Annotated in this window: 17 protein-coding genes; 7 read left to right on the top strand and 10 right to left on the bottom strand. The window is 35.8% G+C overall.

Annotation, left to right across the window (positions count from 1 at the left end; all coding sequences use genetic code 11):
• Window positions 1-195 precede the first annotated feature (195 nt).
• The 8 genes from GJU32_RS21950 to GJU32_RS21915 form a co-directional block, all read right to left on the bottom strand.
• Window positions 196-1,296 carry an alpha/beta hydrolase gene (locus GJU32_RS21950; protein ID WP_155594032.1) on the bottom strand — a complete coding sequence of 367 codons (1,101 nt, stop codon included), beginning with the start codon at window positions 1,294-1,296 and terminating at the stop codon, window positions 196-198.
• Window positions 1,297-1,663: 367 nt separating this feature from the next.
• Window positions 1,664-2,149 (bottom strand): DUF2975 domain-containing protein, encoded by a 486-nt coding sequence (locus GJU32_RS21945; protein WP_155594031.1) that lies wholly within the window; start codon window positions 2,147-2,149, stop codon window positions 1,664-1,666.
• A gap of 325 nt (window positions 2,150-2,474) precedes the next feature.
• The gene (locus GJU32_RS21940; RefSeq protein WP_155594030.1) at window positions 2,475-2,915 is read right to left on the bottom strand and encodes a hypothetical protein; all 441 of its coding nucleotides are present in this window, start codon (window positions 2,913-2,915) and stop codon (window positions 2,475-2,477) included.
• Between the two features lie 110 nt (window positions 2,916-3,025).
• Entirely contained in the window at window positions 3,026-3,697 is a 672-nt protein-coding gene (locus GJU32_RS21935) for a serine/threonine protein kinase (protein ID WP_155594029.1), read from the bottom strand.
• A gap of 297 nt (window positions 3,698-3,994) precedes the next feature.
• Window positions 3,995-4,243, bottom strand: a complete 249-nt coding sequence (locus tag GJU32_RS21930) for a hypothetical protein (protein ID WP_155594028.1) — start codon at window positions 4,241-4,243, stop codon at window positions 3,995-3,997.
• A 252-nt stretch (window positions 4,244-4,495) separates the two neighbouring features.
• Window positions 4,496-4,867: a VOC family protein gene (locus tag GJU32_RS21925; protein ID WP_155594027.1), complete on the bottom strand. Its 372-nt coding sequence runs from the start codon at window positions 4,865-4,867 to the stop codon at window positions 4,496-4,498.
• A gap of 690 nt (window positions 4,868-5,557) precedes the next feature.
• On the bottom strand, window positions 5,558-6,550 hold the full coding sequence (locus GJU32_RS21920; RefSeq protein ID WP_155594026.1) for an LLM class flavin-dependent oxidoreductase: 993 nt from the start codon (window positions 6,548-6,550) through the stop codon (window positions 5,558-5,560).
• Window positions 6,551-6,625: 75 nt separating this feature from the next.
• Window positions 6,626-7,051 (bottom strand): hypothetical protein, encoded by a 426-nt coding sequence (locus GJU32_RS21915; RefSeq protein WP_155594025.1) that lies wholly within the window; start codon window positions 7,049-7,051, stop codon window positions 6,626-6,628.
• 215 nt (window positions 7,052-7,266) lie between these two features.
• Between GJU32_RS21915 and GJU32_RS21910 the strand changes: the two genes are divergently transcribed.
• The 5 genes from GJU32_RS21910 to GJU32_RS21890 all read left to right on the top strand — a co-directional run bounded on the left by GJU32_RS21910 (window position 7,267) and on the right by GJU32_RS21890 (window position 12,331).
• Window positions 7,267-8,034 carry a sulfite exporter TauE/SafE family protein gene (locus GJU32_RS21910; protein ID WP_155594024.1) on the top strand — a complete coding sequence of 256 codons (768 nt, stop codon included), beginning with the start codon at window positions 7,267-7,269 and terminating at the stop codon, window positions 8,032-8,034.
• Window positions 8,035-8,189: 155 nt separating this feature from the next.
• Entirely contained in the window at window positions 8,190-8,708 is a 519-nt protein-coding gene (locus tag GJU32_RS21905; RefSeq protein WP_155594023.1) for an RNA polymerase sigma factor, read from the top strand.
• On the top strand, window positions 8,701-9,591 hold the full coding sequence (gene rsiV, locus GJU32_RS21900; protein WP_155594022.1) for an anti-sigma-V factor RsiV: 891 nt from the start codon (window positions 8,701-8,703) through the stop codon (window positions 9,589-9,591). Before GJU32_RS21905 ends, rsiV begins: the two co-directional genes overlap by 8 nt.
• Window positions 9,592-9,740: 149 nt before the next feature.
• The gene (locus tag GJU32_RS21895) at window positions 9,741-10,865 is read left to right on the top strand and encodes an endospore germination permease (protein ID WP_155594021.1); all 1,125 of its coding nucleotides are present in this window, start codon (window positions 9,741-9,743) and stop codon (window positions 10,863-10,865) included.
• Window positions 10,865-12,331 (top strand): spore germination protein, encoded by a 1,467-nt coding sequence (locus GJU32_RS21890; protein ID WP_155594020.1) that lies wholly within the window; start codon window positions 10,865-10,867, stop codon window positions 12,329-12,331. The genes GJU32_RS21895 and GJU32_RS21890 overlap by 1 nt, the downstream gene beginning before the upstream one ends.
• A gap of 61 nt (window positions 12,332-12,392) precedes the next feature.
• Here GJU32_RS21890 and GJU32_RS21885 read toward each other — a convergent pair whose 3' ends face one another.
• The gene (locus tag GJU32_RS21885) at window positions 12,393-12,812 is read right to left on the bottom strand and encodes an SRPBCC family protein (protein ID WP_155594019.1); all 420 of its coding nucleotides are present in this window, start codon (window positions 12,810-12,812) and stop codon (window positions 12,393-12,395) included.
• Window positions 12,813-13,036: 224 nt separating this feature from the next.
• Window positions 13,037-14,797, bottom strand: coding sequence for an ABC transporter ATP-binding protein (locus GJU32_RS21880; RefSeq protein ID WP_155594018.1), 1,761 nt, complete (start codon window positions 14,795-14,797; stop codon window positions 13,037-13,039).
• Between the two features lie 416 nt (window positions 14,798-15,213).
• Here GJU32_RS21880 and GJU32_RS21875 point away from each other — a divergent pair, with 416 nt between their 5' ends.
• Window positions 15,214-15,975, top strand: coding sequence for a TerC family protein (locus GJU32_RS21875; protein ID WP_155594017.1), 762 nt, complete (start codon window positions 15,214-15,216; stop codon window positions 15,973-15,975).
• A 259-nt stretch (window positions 15,976-16,234) separates the two neighbouring features.
• Complete coding sequence (locus tag GJU32_RS21870) at window positions 16,235-16,744, top strand: ferritin (protein ID WP_155594016.1); 510 nt, start codon at window positions 16,235-16,237, stop codon at window positions 16,742-16,744.
• Window positions 16,745-16,858: the final 114 nt, after the last annotated feature.

Below are 16,858 nucleotides of genomic sequence, written 5' to 3'. Positions count from 1 at the left end.
ATTAATATATTCCAACATTCCCCTTTAATCGACCTCCCTACTTATGTAAATCACTATTGTTTGCCTGTAATCGTTATCCCTTTCAATGCATGCGTATATGCAAATGCTTGTTTTATTGATAATTCTTGTTGTTCATCAAATTCAAAGGTACTTTTTCAACTACAAGTGTTAAGTAACAAAAGTAAGAACGATACATTATAAAGAATCGAAAACTTTTTTTACCCATTCAACATACTCTCTCATATAATGTTCCTGCTTAAAGCCATGATTCTGACCTTCTGCTACAATTTCAGTGACATCCGCACCTGCAACTCGGGCAGCTTGGATATACTCCTGCGGTCCTTTTACCCCAACTGCTAAATCATTCGTCCCATAAGCAATAAACTGAGGTATAGTAGCTGTACTGAAATGCTGAGATAAATCGGTCTGATTCAAAAGCTCTTCACGCTCTTCTGGATTTCTTACATCTTCATCATTAAAAGAAGCAAAGAGCATAGGTACATTATAGCGGTACGTCAATGCAGGGTAGATCATAGCTGCAGATGCTACTTGGTCATCGACTGCATCGATGACATCAAGCTGATAACTATCAGGAAACAGATTTTCTCCCTGAATGAGGTTAATAAAGCTACCAGTTTGAAAACCACCAGCACTATAACCTATCAATCCAATTTTATCTGGATGAATACCATAATCATTTGCATGGTAACGTAGATAACGGACAGCACGCTGAACATCTAATTGTGGAATAGGCCATTCATAAGGGTTAGAACGATAGTGTAAAACGAACGCGTTGATACCTGCCTTATTTAAAGATTCAGCTACATCTTTGCCTTCAGCAGTTCCGCCATCCATTTCCTTATAGCCATAACCACCACCTGGAATAACAATGACGGCACTGTCACTGTTTGACATCGTATAAGGAATCAGATATGGCTCATCTTCATAGGTAGATTTTTCATACCCTCCTTTAATTTCATGGACATAGGTAAAGGTATCAATAGCAGCTTCATTATCTTTATATTTTTCTCCCACAATGTTAGTGGAAAATTTGAATGTAGCCAGTAGTCTGTTAGGATTACCCTTAATATTCATATCGTCTAGCTTACTTCCAGCATGATTACCTACAACTTCTTCTCCCCAAATTTCAACCTTTCGTTCAATATCCGCAACTGGTTTACCTGGTTTATTCCCCAATGGATTAATCTCAAGAATGGCGTATCCAAGCCCTACAATCAAAGCCAATATACCTAGAAAAAACCCCACTATCTTGGTAATTTTTTTAATGATATTCATACTAAAAAACCTCCGTTAAACATACTCATGACAGCATTAAATAGTATATTACTAGAGAAGAAAGTTTGATAAAATCCCCCTGTTAGCCATCTCCCTATTTTATGGTAAAGAGAGTACCATGATGCAAGCACTAATTTTATTAGGAATGAATTTTATCAGGAGTACTTTCTGTTCAATTAAGGCACCCTGTTAGCCATCCATGAAGCGAAAATCAGCACTTCACCACAGAAAATGAAAGATGATTAAGTTCTTTCATGGGAGTTGAAGAAGGAATATGAAATTGACAAACCTGTAGATAATCGAATCCAATTATCCCTACAAAGAGTATCGTAATTTGTTACCTCGTTCATTAAATTTTCTCAAACTGTTAATTATTTTTTGACTTAATATGTAGTACATTTTTTAATGGCTTTTGAAGTGCATCCACAATAGCTGCGATGATACTTGTTGCTAAAATACCCATTAGACTTAGTGATATAGGACCTGCTGGGTCGTCTCCTGTGATTTTAGCAAGAACCTTTAAGCTTACTATTCCTAACAGAATGAGGAAAATGACTGTAAAAGCACATTTTTTTATTACCTTCAAAGATTTAAGCGATAATTCAGAGAAAGCATTGTTTTTTTCGATATAGGTTAATAGTTTAAATGCTTGATACAACGCAACAGAAAACGTAATACAGAATCCATAGGCACTTACTAAAAAGGGGATTAGGAAATAAGCCGTATCTGGATGTACCTTTGCATCTTTAATGGCTATCTTAGGCAACCAATAGATACATAAAGCAAGCATCGCAAGTCCTATCAGAAAAATAATTACCTTTAAAAAAGTAGTTGAACCTTGTTTAACATTCATTTAAAGCACCTCACTTATTAATAACAACATGATTTTATTATATTTTTTATCGTTTTTCAATAAAATTGTATTGTTTATTATTATATTATTATTGTTATTGAAATATCCTTTTAATTTTATCAAAAGTACTTTACATTAAAAAGAGGCTGGGACAAAAAGAAAAAATGTTAGACCGATTGTATTTCGGTCTAACACTTTTTTGATTTAGGAAGGAACACTCTATTCATTGAAGCAAAAAAGTTATTATCTGTTTTCGCTATTTTTCAAAATAGTCGAGTTCTGTCCCAGCCTCTTTTTAAATAATGCCCCGTGAGTGGAAAAATTCTTACTTAACTTCAATTACAAAGGCATAACTCGAACTTCCCTTTTTCCAATGTGCAGAAACACTATAAATATACACACCTTTTTCTTTCGGCACTAAAAATATGTTGTTATTTAATAGGACTTTTTTCATTTCATCATTACTAAACCATATATATGCACCAATCGTATTTTCTTGTGGTTCACGATTAAATTCAATTTTTAATTCAGCTCTAGGTGATACAACAACAGGTTTAAGATGTTGATGTTTTATAATATCTGGTGGGGAAATCTTATCGATACATTGACCGTTAATAAGCCCACCCCAACAATAAGAACCTTGTGCCACTTCTACCGTATTATTTTCAATGGTTATGGTTGGTTTAGGTGGTTTAAGGTTAAATACAAAATAAACTCCAACTACTAGCCCAACAACGGCTAATAAAGAAATTAAAACCTTTTTCATACATTTCCCCTTATTGTTTCTAGAGACGCCTTTTTCCACTTACCCTACGTCGTTAGTTGAAGTAGAAAAGGCTTTACTCCGAACTTGAAGTAAAGCCACGGTTAGTTCAACTAATTTTTATACAGAAGTTTTAAAATATTCTTTGTAAACTCTTCATATGAAGCATTCTTCCCCCGTTGGTTATACCTCTTTCGGATCTTTTCTACTAACCATAACGGCACAGGATTTCCATCTATTAAATGGTAGTATTGCTCATAGCCTTTTTTAAAATGCTCCCATCGAAAATCATTACCTTGTAGTGTATATTCAGAGACATCTATTATTTTTGCTCTTCCATTTTGTAGTAAAATATTTTTCAAATGAATATCACGGGGGTTAAGACCCTTATTCCGAACATATTCTCTTGCATCCTCCACTTCATTAACAACCTGTTCTGGTATGTGAATACCTTGTAAAATGCAGTCAAAGAGAGTCGGTCCCTCTTCGTAACTTAAAACGAGGAATTCATCGTATGAAGCAAAACATGTTGAAAAGAAAGGTGAACCCTCTAATATCTGATAGACATTTGCTTCAATTTTTACTTTGTGTATTTTGTCCTTGGCATATATTTTAAATGCATAAGTGGGAGCGGAAAGAGACTGAAAAACAGCCGCATCTGTCCCGACACCTATACACTTCAAGTCATCAGCTTCACCACTTATGGTTACTGGCTCGTTATTTGGGTTTGAAAAAACGTTAATTTTAGAAAGAGAACTTATAGCTTTGTCCCAGTCGTTTTCCATATAATCTCTCCCTTCATTAGCATTGAAGAAAATTCCACTATCTAATTTCTTTAATAGGGATTATACATTGCATTTCCTGATCTTGTACTAACATATCCGTAAAGGTTTAGGGGAACTATTTTCATCATTATTTTGAATATCTCATTAACATATTCATAGACTTAAATTTAATTACTAAACAACGAATTTTGATAATCCCTTTAAAGTAAACATCCGTTTGTTTTTTACCAAACTGCTTCGTTAGCTCAATAATTGAAAAAACGATTCTACGTATCGCAGAAACGTATCTAGCTTCATTTAACCTAAATATACAATTTCGCCATTTTCTTTTTTGGCGCGAATTGTAATTTTACCTACACATTGCTGAGGATTTTTGTATCCATTTTCGATTTCTTCAAATAGCGTAGTGAGTAGTGCTTCTAATTCACCTAGTGTTGTATCTTTAGAAAGTTTATGTACGCTCATTAGTTCTACACCTTTAAAAGCATCTTCTACTCCTTGAACTTCAACTTCGCCAAATGCTTTTACTTCCATTTCAATTTTCATCTTTCCACCTCTTCTCTCTTTACTTTAATACGTTTGAAAGGAATAAGGGTTCCAAATAGAAGTACATTTCTTTTAGAACAAAATCATCTCCCCTCTTACAATCTATAGAGGGAAGATGATTTTAATCAATTCTCAGTCTTTATTATTTTATAAAGCTACATGAATGGTCAAAATGGATGAATTTGTATTCCACCAGGGAGTTTTTCATATAGACAAAAAAGCGATTCTTTTTGAAGAATCGCTCCTTTCATTTCATCTGTGTTGGTCTAAAAGAATGATATTTCCATCAGGATCTTCAAGTGTAAAATTCGCAGGTCCACTGCTTGTTTCATCAGCTTCTGTCAGTAAATTTACGCCCTTTGCTTTAAGCTGTTTTTGGATGTCTCGAATGTCCGTAAATGAGGTAAGATTTTCAGCATGTTCGTTCCATCCTGGATTAAAAGTCAGAATGTTCTTATCAAACATTCCTTGAAATAAACCAATAACACTACTTTCATTTTTCATAATGAGCCACTTTTGAGTAATATCGCCCATAAATACTTCAAACCCTAAATTTTCGTAAAATGATTTTGATTTATTAATGTCCTTTACAGTTAAACTTACTGAGAATGCTCCTAGTTTCATCATATTCCTCCAATAAAATTTAATTACGTATTAAATATATACTATTAGTATGAACTATTTACAAAATTTTTAAAAAAATCAAGTAATCAGCACTAAGCTACTAATAATATGAATCATTTAGTGTCTGTTTCTCATCAAATTGTATTGCATGTGGATATACACTATCGTGTGTTCCTTTTAAAGTCACTGTACATACGACTAATCCATGGGTCATTATCTTCCAATTTCAAGTATGAGCAGATTTTCTGAAACTTATCAATGCGGTATTTAGGAATGGTATTTTTTACTATTAAAATTTTTTTTCATAATACGTATATAAAAATAAACATTGATCTATACTATTAAAGATTTCACTTCAAATCCTATGACAAGGAGGGTTAACCCGATGAGTGCGATTGATCGATAACTCAAAAGGACCATCAAAGCTGAATAAAGCTAAAGTACAGTTTTCTTAGGAATATCTTAAGATCCTATGCGGAAGCGAGGCTGTGTGTCATGGAGCATTTAATGTAAGTGGTAATCAGACCCGGAAAATTTTTCCGGGTTTTTCTATTTGTACTTCCTTTATGAAGAATTCATGCATAAAAGTAGGACAACAAAAATTTATTAAAGAAAAATCACCTTAAGTGAAAGGTGATTTTGAAAAGTTTATGTTATTTAATTTCTTGATGATTATTTTGCTGCTGGACTTCATAATAATTCTTTCGCCAAGAATCTATACGTATTTAAACGACTTTCTAACTCATATTGATTGCAATTTAGCATGACTTCATCAAATCCATAATGTTCCTTCTCAGCAGTTAAAAACGTGGCAATGTCCTTTGGCGTACCGACAAGGTTTGCTTTACGATTATTGGCAATTGTCATTTTATCCATTTCTGTTAACGGATAATCCTTTGCATCTTCCGGTGACATCGTTTGAATGATTTGTCCCTTTATGAGTTGCAGGCGAGAAATATCAATTGGTTTTGCCAAATATTCCGCTTCTTCTAACGTTGGCGCAACCGTTGCTGCGTACGTCACAATAATTTGTGGTTTTTCCATATAATAAGAAGGCGTAAAATACGCTTTATAGGCATCAAAAATATCTTTAGTCATATTACCAGTGAAGAATTGTGCATACGAATAGCCCAGGCCAAGCTGACCAGCCTGCATGGCACTTTGACCACTCGAACCTAGTAACCAAGCCTCTGGTAGTGGAATATGAACAGGTGCTGCGACGACTTGATCATAGACAGATTCCCCTGTTTTTTGATTATTCATTAGCTTTAAAATGATTTCGAGCTTATCATACTGTTCCGTGAATCGTTGCCTTCTACCCTCTGCTAGCGCATAAATAGCCGCATGATCACCACCGGGCGCTCTTCCCACGCCAAAGTCAATACGATTAGGTGCTAGCCCAGCCAATGTCTTAAATACCTCTGCTAGCTTATAAGGTGAATAATGCATCATCATGACGCCACCAGTACCAATGCGGAGACGTTTCGTTTTCGCAGCTAAAAAAGCAGCTGTCACTTCGGGAGCTGAACTTGCTAGTGACTGACTATTATGATGTTCAGCTAGCCACATACGATGATAACCAAGTTCTTCACCTAATAGCGCCAGTTGTTCTGTACGTTGGAAGGCTTCCTCAGCCGAATGACCTTTTGGTATAGGCATTTGATCTAAAATACTTAATCTCATTTAAAACATCCTCTCTGTCTCTAAGCTCCCCCTTTTACTGTAATACAGTTTGAATGATTTACAAAACAAAAAACCTTACTCATAAGCTATTTGTTTCATTTCCCATGTTTGATAGACCAAGCCGACTAGCTTTTGTTTTTGTTGTTGATTAAAAACAATATCATTAAATTTCATCGCCTGAAGTGAAAATTGCTGTGATTGCTCATTTACGACAAACTGTAAAATAGCATGTCCCTCTACACCTTGAAACGTAATATCACCAGATAATTCAACAACATGTTCCCCTGTTTTTGCTTGATAATAACGCCAATACGGTTCAAAAAAAGCGTAATTAAATGCATTCCGAACTGTGACATCTGAAAAATTCTCCAAATACCCTTCTTTTACGGTATCAATATACTCATGTTCTGTTATATCTTTTTTTGCATTAAAGACATATCCTACAAGCACTCCCATAAACACGACACAGAGTAATACGCGTATATGATTTCCTAAACTCATGTCATCACGTCCCCTTTACGTAAAAACACTATCATTTACATAATACATTAAAATAATTGCTTAAAGTAGAAATTTTTCGAATAATGTAGAATTTATATGAATACTCTATCAATTCCTTCATTGAGCTCATATCATAATATAATAGGTAGAGTATTTACAGCCTATCTTTAGTCCGCTACTATCAGATTATTATGATAGAAAAGAGATGACCTGTAGTGCCTTTTGATTTAGATCTAAATATTTTATTAATCCTTATTCTTTTTGGTTTTTTAGCAGCATTTATTGATTCAGTTGTTGGAGGCGGCGGGCTTATTTCGTTACCAGCACTCATGTTTGTTGGTCTGCCACCCTCTGCTGCAGTAGCAACTAATAAATTAGCAGGAACGATGGGGTCACTCACTAGCACAGTGACATTTTATCGCTCTGGTAAACTTGATATTAAAGCCGTCTATAAGCTATTCCCTTTTGTCTTTTTTGGTTCCATGCTAGGGGCATGGATCGTTCACCTAATGGACCCTAGTGTACTTAAGCCATTAATGTTGATTATGCTTGCAGCCGTGGCCATCTACACCATCTTCAAAAAAGACTGGGGAAGTATGACTACCTATGAAAAATTAACGCCAAAACGCTCGTTAATTTTTGTCATAGCTATCACACTTATTGGCTTTTATGATGGTTTTTTAGGTCCTGGTACAGGCTCATTTTTACTCTTTGCTTTTCTCATGGTTGGTTTTGATTTTTTACAATCAGCAGGAAATGCTAAATTTTTAAATTTCGGCAGTAATATAGCAGCCCTTCTTATGTTTATATACTTAGGGCAAATAAATTATGCCTATGGTTTACCTATGGGACTTGCTCAAATTGTGGGTGCCATTGTCGGCTCTAAATTTGCGATTAAACGTGGCAGTGGTTATGTAAGAAAATTATTTATTGCTGTGACCATCCTATTACTCTTGAAAAATACATATGACTATTTTTCATGATCATTTGTTTTGTTGAGGTATGCTAATACTATGGAAAGATAAAACTTATCTCATATTGGGGTAAGTTTTTTTCATGGAATTAACTTTTTCCCTCCCTTCGTACGTCTAGTAAATGTATACAATTTGACAATGTTAAAAAAGGAGCTTCTTTGGACATGAAAACAAGAAATGCATTTCAACATGAAGAGGTGTTCGTCCAATTCATTCGTGAACAAAAAGAGCGTTTTTATTTGCTCGCGTATAGCTATACAAAAAATGAACAGGACGCACTAGATGTTGTACAGGACAGTATCCAAAAAGCCATGCTTTCGTTAGATCGACTAGAAAATGTTACCTATATGAAAAGCTGGTTTTACAAAATAGTAGTCCGTACAGCCATAGATTTTTTACGTAAGCATAAACGCTTACAAGTTACAGATGATGATACATTACAATATTTAACTCCTGCTCAAGAGGATGTTTATGAAAATGTTGACTTGGAGCATGCATTAGATGAGCTCCCACAAATGTATCGTGAGGTTGTCATTCTCCATTATTTTGAGGATTTAAAGCTCGCTGACGTAGCGAACATCCTTGACATTAAGTTGAGTACAGCCAAATCGCGTCTTTATAAAGCACTAAAATTATTGAAAATACAGTTGGAAGATGTGAAGGGAGAAACTGCACATGGATAAAAAATTACAAGAATTAGAAAAACAATATATGGAGGTTCCTATACCTAAGGAGCTAGACTTTGTGGTTGAAAGTACGCTGAAACAAGGTCGAAAAAAGAAAAGAAATCGTACACCCCAATGGTTACTAGGTACAGCAGCTGCAGCTATGCTGTTTACTGCTAGTTTAAACGTTAGCCCTGCAATGGCAAGAACACTCTCTGAAATCCCTGTTGTAGGAAGTGTTGTTAAAGTATTAACATGGACAGAATATGAGGTTGCAGAAGACACGTATGATGCCAACATTAAGGTACCTTCTATTGAAAATTTAGAAAATCAAGATCTTGCCAATGCATTAAATGAAAAATATCGTGCAAAAGGCAAAGCCCTTTACGATGAATTTATCGCAGAGGTTGGTGATTTAAAGGCTCAGGGCGGAGGTCATTTAGGGGTTGATAGCGGCTTTGAAATAAAAACTGATAATGACCAAATTTTATCGATTGGCCGTTATGTTGTCAATACTGTTGGTTCTTCGTCAACGGTGATGGAATACGATACGATCGATAAAGAAAACGAAATTTTAATTACGTTACCGATGCTCTTTAAAGATCAACATTATATTGAAGCAATCAGTGAAAATATTAAAGAGCAAATGCGTACACAAATAGCAGAATCTAATGGGGATAAAAGCTATTGGGTGGAAGGTTCTGGGCTTGCAGATGAAGATTTAATGGAAGGATTTACAACAATTAAATCAGATCAGCAATTCTACATTTCGGATAAAGGGAAGCTTGTGATTTCCTTCGATAAATATGAGGTTGCACCAGGTTATATGGGTGTTGTTGAGTTTGAAATCCCAACAGATGTCTTAAAAGAAGATCTTGTTAGCATGAAATATATTCATTAATTTAGCCTAAAATTCACAAGACGAGGTATTTGACGATTAAATCATCAAATGCCTCTTTTTTTCATGAAGCTCATACCATTTTTTGCTTATAAAGCTGACTTTTTTTGTCTAAGCTAATATGTATCAATCAATGTTAGAGGGTTTTCAACATGAAAGGTGTAGGATCAATCAGTATTTTACATGTCATCTTCCTATCAATGACTGTTATTGGCTTAAAAAACCATGTAACAATTATTCCCCCACTATTGGATGTGGCCAAAAGAGATGGCTGGCTATCTGTATTGTTTGCTGGGGGTATTATTTTCTTTTGGCTATTTCTATTAGTGTATATACAAAAAAAGACGAAACAGGAACCAATTCGGGACTGGTTAAGCGAAAAAATAGGAAAAATCGGCTCTAGTATTGTTATTTATACGATTGTCATTTTTTTAATGATTATGGCAGCCTTTACGATGGTTGAAACATTACAATGGGTCAATACGACATTTTTACCGCAAACACCCGTTATCATCCTATTGTTTATCTATACCATTTTATGTATTTTACTTGTGACGACTAGCTTACAGACGATTGTAATATTGAACGTTTTTGTGTTATTCGGTGTTGTCGTATTTGGCTTTTTCGTGGCATTTACCAACTTACAGGTAAAAGACTATGATTTATTACGACCATTTTTTGAACATGGCTTACAACCTATTTTTCAAGGTATGGTATTTCCCGCATCTGGGTTTATCGAATTATTAATGCTGTTATTTTTACAGCATCAATTTAAAGATAAAATTCGTTGGTATCACTTTGTCATTATGCTGGCTATTTTGGTGGGTCTGACATTAGGGCCATTAATTGGGGCTATTACAGAATTTGGCCCAAGTGAAGCGGCTAAACAGCGTTATCCTGCCTATGAAGAATGGGGTTTAGTCACTATTGGGCGCTATATTGAGCATCTTGACTTTTTCTCCATCTACCAATGGTTAACTGGAACTTTTATTCGTGTTAGTTTCCTGTTATATATTGTGGCAGATTTATTGAAAATGACAGGTAATCCGAAGCGCATATGGCAAATGCTTGCTCCACCCTTCTTTATCCTTTGTTTACCACTAATTATGTTAAATGAAAACTTATTTTTAAAAGTAAAAGGAAATTATATTTTAACTTCCACATTTATTTTTTTCTTTGTACTATCAATTTTTTTCGTTATCGTAGCTTCCATGTCGGATAAATCTTCTAAAAAGGGGAAAACTGAAGAACATGACATGAAAAGTGGTGAATCATAATGCCTCAGCAAGAACATGCGCTAGATCTTAGTACGCTCAGAAAATTATTTCAAAAATCAGCGGATATTCAATTTCAGGAGTATACCTTTAATCAGCGGAAAGTACACTTTATTACTTGTGATGCCATGATTGATCAACAAATGCTTAATGAAGTAATTATCCAACGTGTTCAGTATTTATACGATCATTTGGATGAGATACCCTTTGAAGAGAATATTGCAAGGCATCTTCATATTCCTAGTATGGAAAAAATACAAGACAAGGAACAGCTTATAACATTTGTATATAGTGGTTTCTTGCTACTGTATTTTGATGAAGATAACCTTTTATATGCTAGTAATATAGCACAGAAGCCTAATCGCAAACCTGAAGAAACGCGTATGGAAGTTCTTATTAAAGGACCGAGAGATAACTTTATTGAGGATATACGCATCAATATCGCACTGATTCGAAAACGATTGCCGACCAATTCCTTTTGTGTAGAGAAGATGGAGCTTGGAAAGCGATCGAAAACAACTGTGGCTATTCTTTATTTTGATGACATTGTAGATATGGACATATTACATGGAATAAAAAAGCAACTGGCTGCCGTTGATACAGATATCGTTTTTAGTGGGGATTTATTAATGGAACGGGTGAATAAAAACTCCCAACTATTTCCTAAATTCGATTATACAGGGCGGCCTGATTATGCGGTCCAAGCATTAGCAAGAGGGCGATTCATTATTTTTGTAGATGGTGTTTCCTATGCCGTCGTCACACCTGTTAATCTATTTCTATTACTTAAATCAGCTGAAGACAATGAATACCCGATTGTCTTCAGTTCTCTTGAACGATTATTAAGGATATTCGGCATTCTAATCGGCCTATTACTGCCTGCATTTTGGTTAGCTTTAACTACCTATCATCAAAATCAATTACCTTTACAACTACTTGCTACTGTTGTGCAAGCAAAAGCAGGATTACCTCTCCCCTCTTCGCTTGAAATGCTACTTATGCTTCTGATGTTTGAATTGTTTCGTGAAGCAGGTCTGCGTCTGCCATCAGTGATTGGAGGAACAATCAGTGTTGTAGGTGGATTAATTATCGGGGATGCTGCTATTCGAGCAGGGGTAACGAGCCCTGAAATGATCGTTGTTATCGCCATTTCTACCATCGCATCCTTCACATTGGTGAATCAGTCACTTGTTACTTCTGTCAGCATCTTACGAATTGCCTTTATATTTGCCAGTGCCTTCTTAGGATTGTTTGGCTTCTTTGTGTCTGTATATTTGACACTACTTTACTTATGCAATATTCGAATTTATGGCTACTCTTACATGAACCTTGCGACAGATTTAAATTGGGCTACCATAAAAAAATCCATCTTGCGCTTATCACCTAAGGGCTATACGGAGCGTAATAAAGCTCTTGCTCCTCAGGATTATACACGGACATCCAAAGGTCATGAAAATAAGGAATCCTAAGAATTCAGTAAATAGCATCCCCCTGAGAAATTTTAGGGAGATGCTATTGTTTTATGTTCACTTACGTATTTAGCGCCCTTTCTTTAATACCATCTAGCACTTTTTCCCAATATAATTTCATTTCTTCCCGAACGGTCTGGTTAGAAAGATGCTCTTGATGAAAACTAATCGTTGTTTTATTACTATCTTTGGAAATAATACGCACTTGTACTGTAGACGGTTTAGACCATTCTTCTTTTTGCCAAGTCAGGCGAAGCTGCTGTAACGGTTTAACTATCCGGATTTCCCCTGTCCCTGCCTTTGAATGGTATGTTTGACCTGGTTGAAGAATAATATGAGTGACCTCCCCTAACCAGGAATTCAACCCTTCTTCTGTCGTAATAAGCGCCCAAGCTTGCTCCTGTGAAATTGGAAAAGTCCTTCTAACTCCTACTTGATAGCCAACACTTTTCGTTTGGCCAATAATTCTTTGATTGTCCATGTCTTCCCCTCCATGTTGTAACGCAATTTTGTTAGTAATTGTATTTTCTACTAATTACTAAAAAACCCCTTCCTTATTTTAAAAAAATGAGCACACAATATGGAGAATCTATTTTCCTTTACCACAAAGAAATCAACGGCTTTACTTAATTATTTGTAAATGAAAAAAGACCGTAGGCAAACTCTTATTTTTTGAGTTTGTCTACAGTCTGAGGCGTACGTATTTTATGTTAGTTCAACAAAATCCTTTTGAGTGCTGGGTTCTGTTTGTTCCTTACGAAATTGAATATGATGAAGCTTAGCAAAGATACCATTTTGAGCAACTAATTCATCATACGTGCCATCTTCTTCAATGCCGTCCGTTGTCACAACTAGCACACGATCTGCATTACGAATAGTTGCCAATCTGTGGGCAATCACTAAAGTTGTACGATTTTCAGCAAGCTCTGTTAAGGATTGCTGGATAATCATTTCTGTTTCTGTATCTAGCGCTGAAGTCGCTTCGTCTAAAATTAAGATTGGTGGGTTTTTCAGGAACATTCGAGCAATGGCTAGTCTTTGTTTTTGACCACCTGACAATTTCAAGCCTCGTTCCCCAATTTGGGTGTCATAGCCATCTGGTAGCTCTGCGATAAATGCCTCTAGATGAGCCTTTTTCGCTGCGTCTCGAATTTCAGCCTCACTAGCGTCTAATTTTCCGTAGGCAATGTTTTCTCGAATTGTCCCCGTAAATAAAAAGACGTCCTGCTGAACGATACCAATTTGAGCACGTAATGACTCCTGTGTCATATTGCGTATATCAATACCATCAATCGTAATTGCACCATTTGTGACCTCATAAAATCTAGGAATTAACGAACAAATCGTCGTTTTACCAGCGCCTGATGGTCCTACAAAGGCAATGGTTTGACCAGCGTTTACAACAAAAGATATATCACGTAAAACTTGTTTCGATGTATCATAATTAAAGTGAACATGATTGAATGAAATGTCACCATCTAAGTGCTTGATAACCTTCGCACCCTCACGATCTTGAATTTCTGGCTCCTGCTCAATTAATTCACGGAAGCGCTTAAAGCCAGCCATACCTTTCGGATAAAGCTCTAATAATGCACTAATTTTATCAATTGGCTTAATAAGAACATTTGTATACAAGACAAAACTTACAAGTTCACCATAAGATAACTTTCCATTAAAGCTTAACCACGCACCGACAACAAGCACCACTAATGTTAAGAGGCGTGTCATCATATAAATACTGGAGTGTGTTCCTGCCATAATTTTATAGGCATACAATTTAGCTGCGCGGAAAAATCCATTTTGCTCCTGAAAGCGTTTGATTTCAAAATCCTCATTTGTAAAGGATTTCACAACGCGCACACCTGATACACTATCCTCTACACGTCCATTGACATCAGCTATTTTGCCGTACATCGTTTTCCATGCATTGTTCATTTTGACATTACTAAAGGTCACAAGCCATGTTAAAAATGGCACCATAATCACTGCAATTAAAGCGAGTGTTGGGTTCACATTAAACATAATGGCAAAGGCTCCAATAAAGGTCATAATGGCAATAAATAAATCCTCTGGTCCATGATGAGCAAACTCACCAATATCAAACAAATCATTGGTAATACGGCTCATAATATGGCCTGTTTTTGTATTATCAAAGAAACGGAATGATTGCCTTTGTACATGTGTAAATAATTCCTGCCGCATATCTGTCTCAATATTAATGCCGAGTTTATGTCCTAAATAGTTGACAATAAAGTTCAATAATGTACTAATTGCATAAACAATCAGCAATAAGACACTTATTTTAACAATCATACCCCAATCGCCTGTTGGCAACAGCTCATCTATAAACCACTGAACGGCCAGTGGAAATGCAAGCTCTAAGATGGCTACAATGATTGCACTCGAAAAATCGATGACAAACAATCGTTTATGTGGTTTGTAATAGGAAAAAAATTTTCTATACATGTTTGTCTCCTTTCTAAGTTGTAAAAATTTCGCCCATCTTTTTATATTACCATTTGTGCAAACGTAACGGAAAAGTATTTTTTCTCCATAGCAGTATATTTTTATTTACTTTTATTTTGTCACATGCTATTATCTAAGTAAGAACTGAATAGCTTTTGACTTTATTGTCAAAGGGGAGTAGCTAGCAGATGCGATCGATGCATCTGATTTCACATTCGTCATTACATGGTATACTACCATCGGGTGTGATGGCATTTCTTTTCACACAGAATACGTTCTGTGCAACGAACAGTTAATTGCTTAGCAAGACCTTTGCCTATTTTTTAGGCAGAGGTCTTTTTCTTTTGCTTAAAATAGGGAAAGAATAAGGTAGCAAGCCATTCATTTCTGTTCAACAATTAAAGGAGGAAACAAATTTGGAGGCAATTTTTTTAGAATACGCATGGGTACTCGTCGTATTAATCGTACTAGAAGGTTTATTAGCAGCTGACAACGCCGTCGTAATGGCTGTTATGGTTAAGCATTTACCAAAAGGACAACAACAAAAAGCTTTATTATATGGGTTAATCGGGGCATTTGTTTTCCGCTTCGCTGCATTATTCCTTATTACAACACTCGTTAATTTCTGGCAAATCCAAGCAATTGGTGCTGCTTATCTATTGTTTATGTCGATTAAGCATATTTATGATTCACGGAAAGCATCACAAGACTCCGAAGAAATGAAAGAGCCTAAAAAGCAATCTGGCTTCTGGATGACGGTTGTAAAAGTTGAACTAGCTGATATCGCATTCGCGGTTGATTCAATTCTAGCAGCAGTTGCCATTGCCGTTACATTACCGCATATTGGTAACTTTGATGTTGGTGGCATTAACGCTGGTCAATTCGCTGTCATGTTCTTAGGTGGAATTATCGGTGTAATCATGATGCGATTCGCCGCTCGTTGGTTTGTAAAAGTACTTGATAAATTCCCTTCACTTGAAACAGCTGCCTTCCTGATCGTTGGTTGGGTTGGTGTGAAATTAGCTGTGTTAGCACTAGCACATGAGAAATTAGGAATTATTCCACATGATTTCCCACACTCCACTGTATGGAAAGCTACTTTCTGGATTGTCTTAATTGCTATCGCACTTGGTGGCTATTTAGTCGGTGTCAAAAATCAAAAAAAACTAGAACAATAATGATGAAAAAATCGCTACGACTTATGTCGAGGCGATTTTTTTCTTGTCCCCCTTTATATGTTGTTCTGTTTTTCTTTAAGATGAATCATTTTGACCCTGCCCCACTTCATCATGTGAAAATGTATAAATCTTCTAATTGAGAACGAATATCATTTATTTTTTGCATGATTTGCCATGAAAATTAAATTTTTTGTATGATGTACCCTCTTCACTGTATACTAGTAATGAAGTCATTTACTGCAAAAGGAGGAAAACTTTTATGTTATCTGAGAAACTACACACAGCACTTAACGAACAAATGAATTTTGAATTTTATTCTGCACATGCCTATATGGCAATGGCAGCCTATTGCACAGATCAAGATTATGATGGCTTCGCTAACTTCTTTTTAGTACAAGCTGAAGAAGAACGCTTCCATGCCATGAAATTTTATAATTTCTTAAGTGATATGGGCTACCGTGCAACGATTCAGGGCTTTGAAAGCCCAGGCAATCATTTCGAATCGATTTTAGATGCCTTCAAAACGGCTTTATCGCACGAAAAAGAAGTGACACGTCGCATTTATAATTTATCGGATATCGCTTTAGATGAACGTGAACACGCGACAATGGCCTTTTTAAAATGGTTCATTGACGAGCAAGTGGAAGAAGAATCTACATTCGATACATTAATTCGTAAAATCGAACGTATCGAAAGTGATTCAAACGCCGTCTTTATGCTAGATGCTGAATTAGCGGCTCGTACTTTTACACCAGATGCGGAAGCGTAAAATTTCAATAAAAAGAATCTGCGATAAAGGCAGATTCTTTTTTTGTTATTTCTATGGAAACTCTATTGGTTGGATTCCTTTCATACTGTGTAATTTGGTTTTTACTCGGTCTAT

The sequence above is a fragment of the Lysinibacillus cavernae genome (genome assembly GCF_009724685.1).
Lineage (GTDB): Bacteria > Bacillota > Bacilli > Bacillales_A > Planococcaceae > Lysinibacillus > Lysinibacillus cavernae.
The sequence above is the reverse complement of the archived record's forward strand: the minus strand, read 5'-3'. Positions and strand labels throughout refer to the sequence as shown.

Bases quoted from the DNA above. Each gene is read 5' to 3' on its own strand.
- GJU32_RS21950 (WP_155594032.1), bottom strand. From the start codon at position 1,296: ATGAATATCATTAAAAAAATTACCAAGATAGTGGGGTTTTTTCTAGGT.
- GJU32_RS21945 (WP_155594031.1), bottom strand. From the start codon at position 2,149: ATGAATGTTAAACAAGGTTCAACTACTTTTTTAAAGGTAATTATTTTT.
- GJU32_RS21940 (WP_155594030.1), bottom strand. From the start codon at position 2,915: ATGAAAAAGGTTTTAATTTCTTTATTAGCCGTTGTTGGGCTAGTAGTT.
- GJU32_RS21935 (WP_155594029.1), bottom strand. From the start codon at position 3,697: ATGGAAAACGACTGGGACAAAGCTATAAGTTCTCTTTCTAAAATTAAC.
- GJU32_RS21930 (WP_155594028.1), bottom strand. From the start codon at position 4,243: ATGAAAATTGAAATGGAAGTAAAAGCATTTGGCGAAGTTGAAGTTCAA.
- GJU32_RS21925 (WP_155594027.1), bottom strand. From the start codon at position 4,867: ATGAAACTAGGAGCATTCTCAGTAAGTTTAACTGTAAAGGACATTAAT.
- GJU32_RS21920 (WP_155594026.1), bottom strand. From the start codon at position 6,550: ATGAGATTAAGTATTTTAGATCAAATGCCTATACCAAAAGGTCATTCG.
- GJU32_RS21915 (WP_155594025.1), bottom strand. From the start codon at position 7,051: ATGAGTTTAGGAAATCATATACGCGTATTACTCTGTGTCGTGTTTATG.
- GJU32_RS21905 (WP_155594023.1), top strand. From the start codon at position 8,190: ATGAAAACAAGAAATGCATTTCAACATGAAGAGGTGTTCGTCCAATTC.
- rsiV (WP_155594022.1), top strand. From the start codon at position 8,701: ATGGATAAAAAATTACAAGAATTAGAAAAACAATATATGGAGGTTCCT.
- GJU32_RS21895 (WP_155594021.1), top strand. From the start codon at position 9,741: ATGAAAGGTGTAGGATCAATCAGTATTTTACATGTCATCTTCCTATCA.
- GJU32_RS21890 (WP_155594020.1), top strand. From the start codon at position 10,865: ATGCCTCAGCAAGAACATGCGCTAGATCTTAGTACGCTCAGAAAATTA.
- GJU32_RS21885 (WP_155594019.1), bottom strand. From the start codon at position 12,812: ATGGACAATCAAAGAATTATTGGCCAAACGAAAAGTGTTGGCTATCAA.
- GJU32_RS21880 (WP_155594018.1), bottom strand. From the start codon at position 14,797: ATGTATAGAAAATTTTTTTCCTATTACAAACCACATAAACGATTGTTT.
- GJU32_RS21870 (WP_155594016.1), top strand. From the start codon at position 16,235: ATGTTATCTGAGAAACTACACACAGCACTTAACGAACAAATGAATTTT.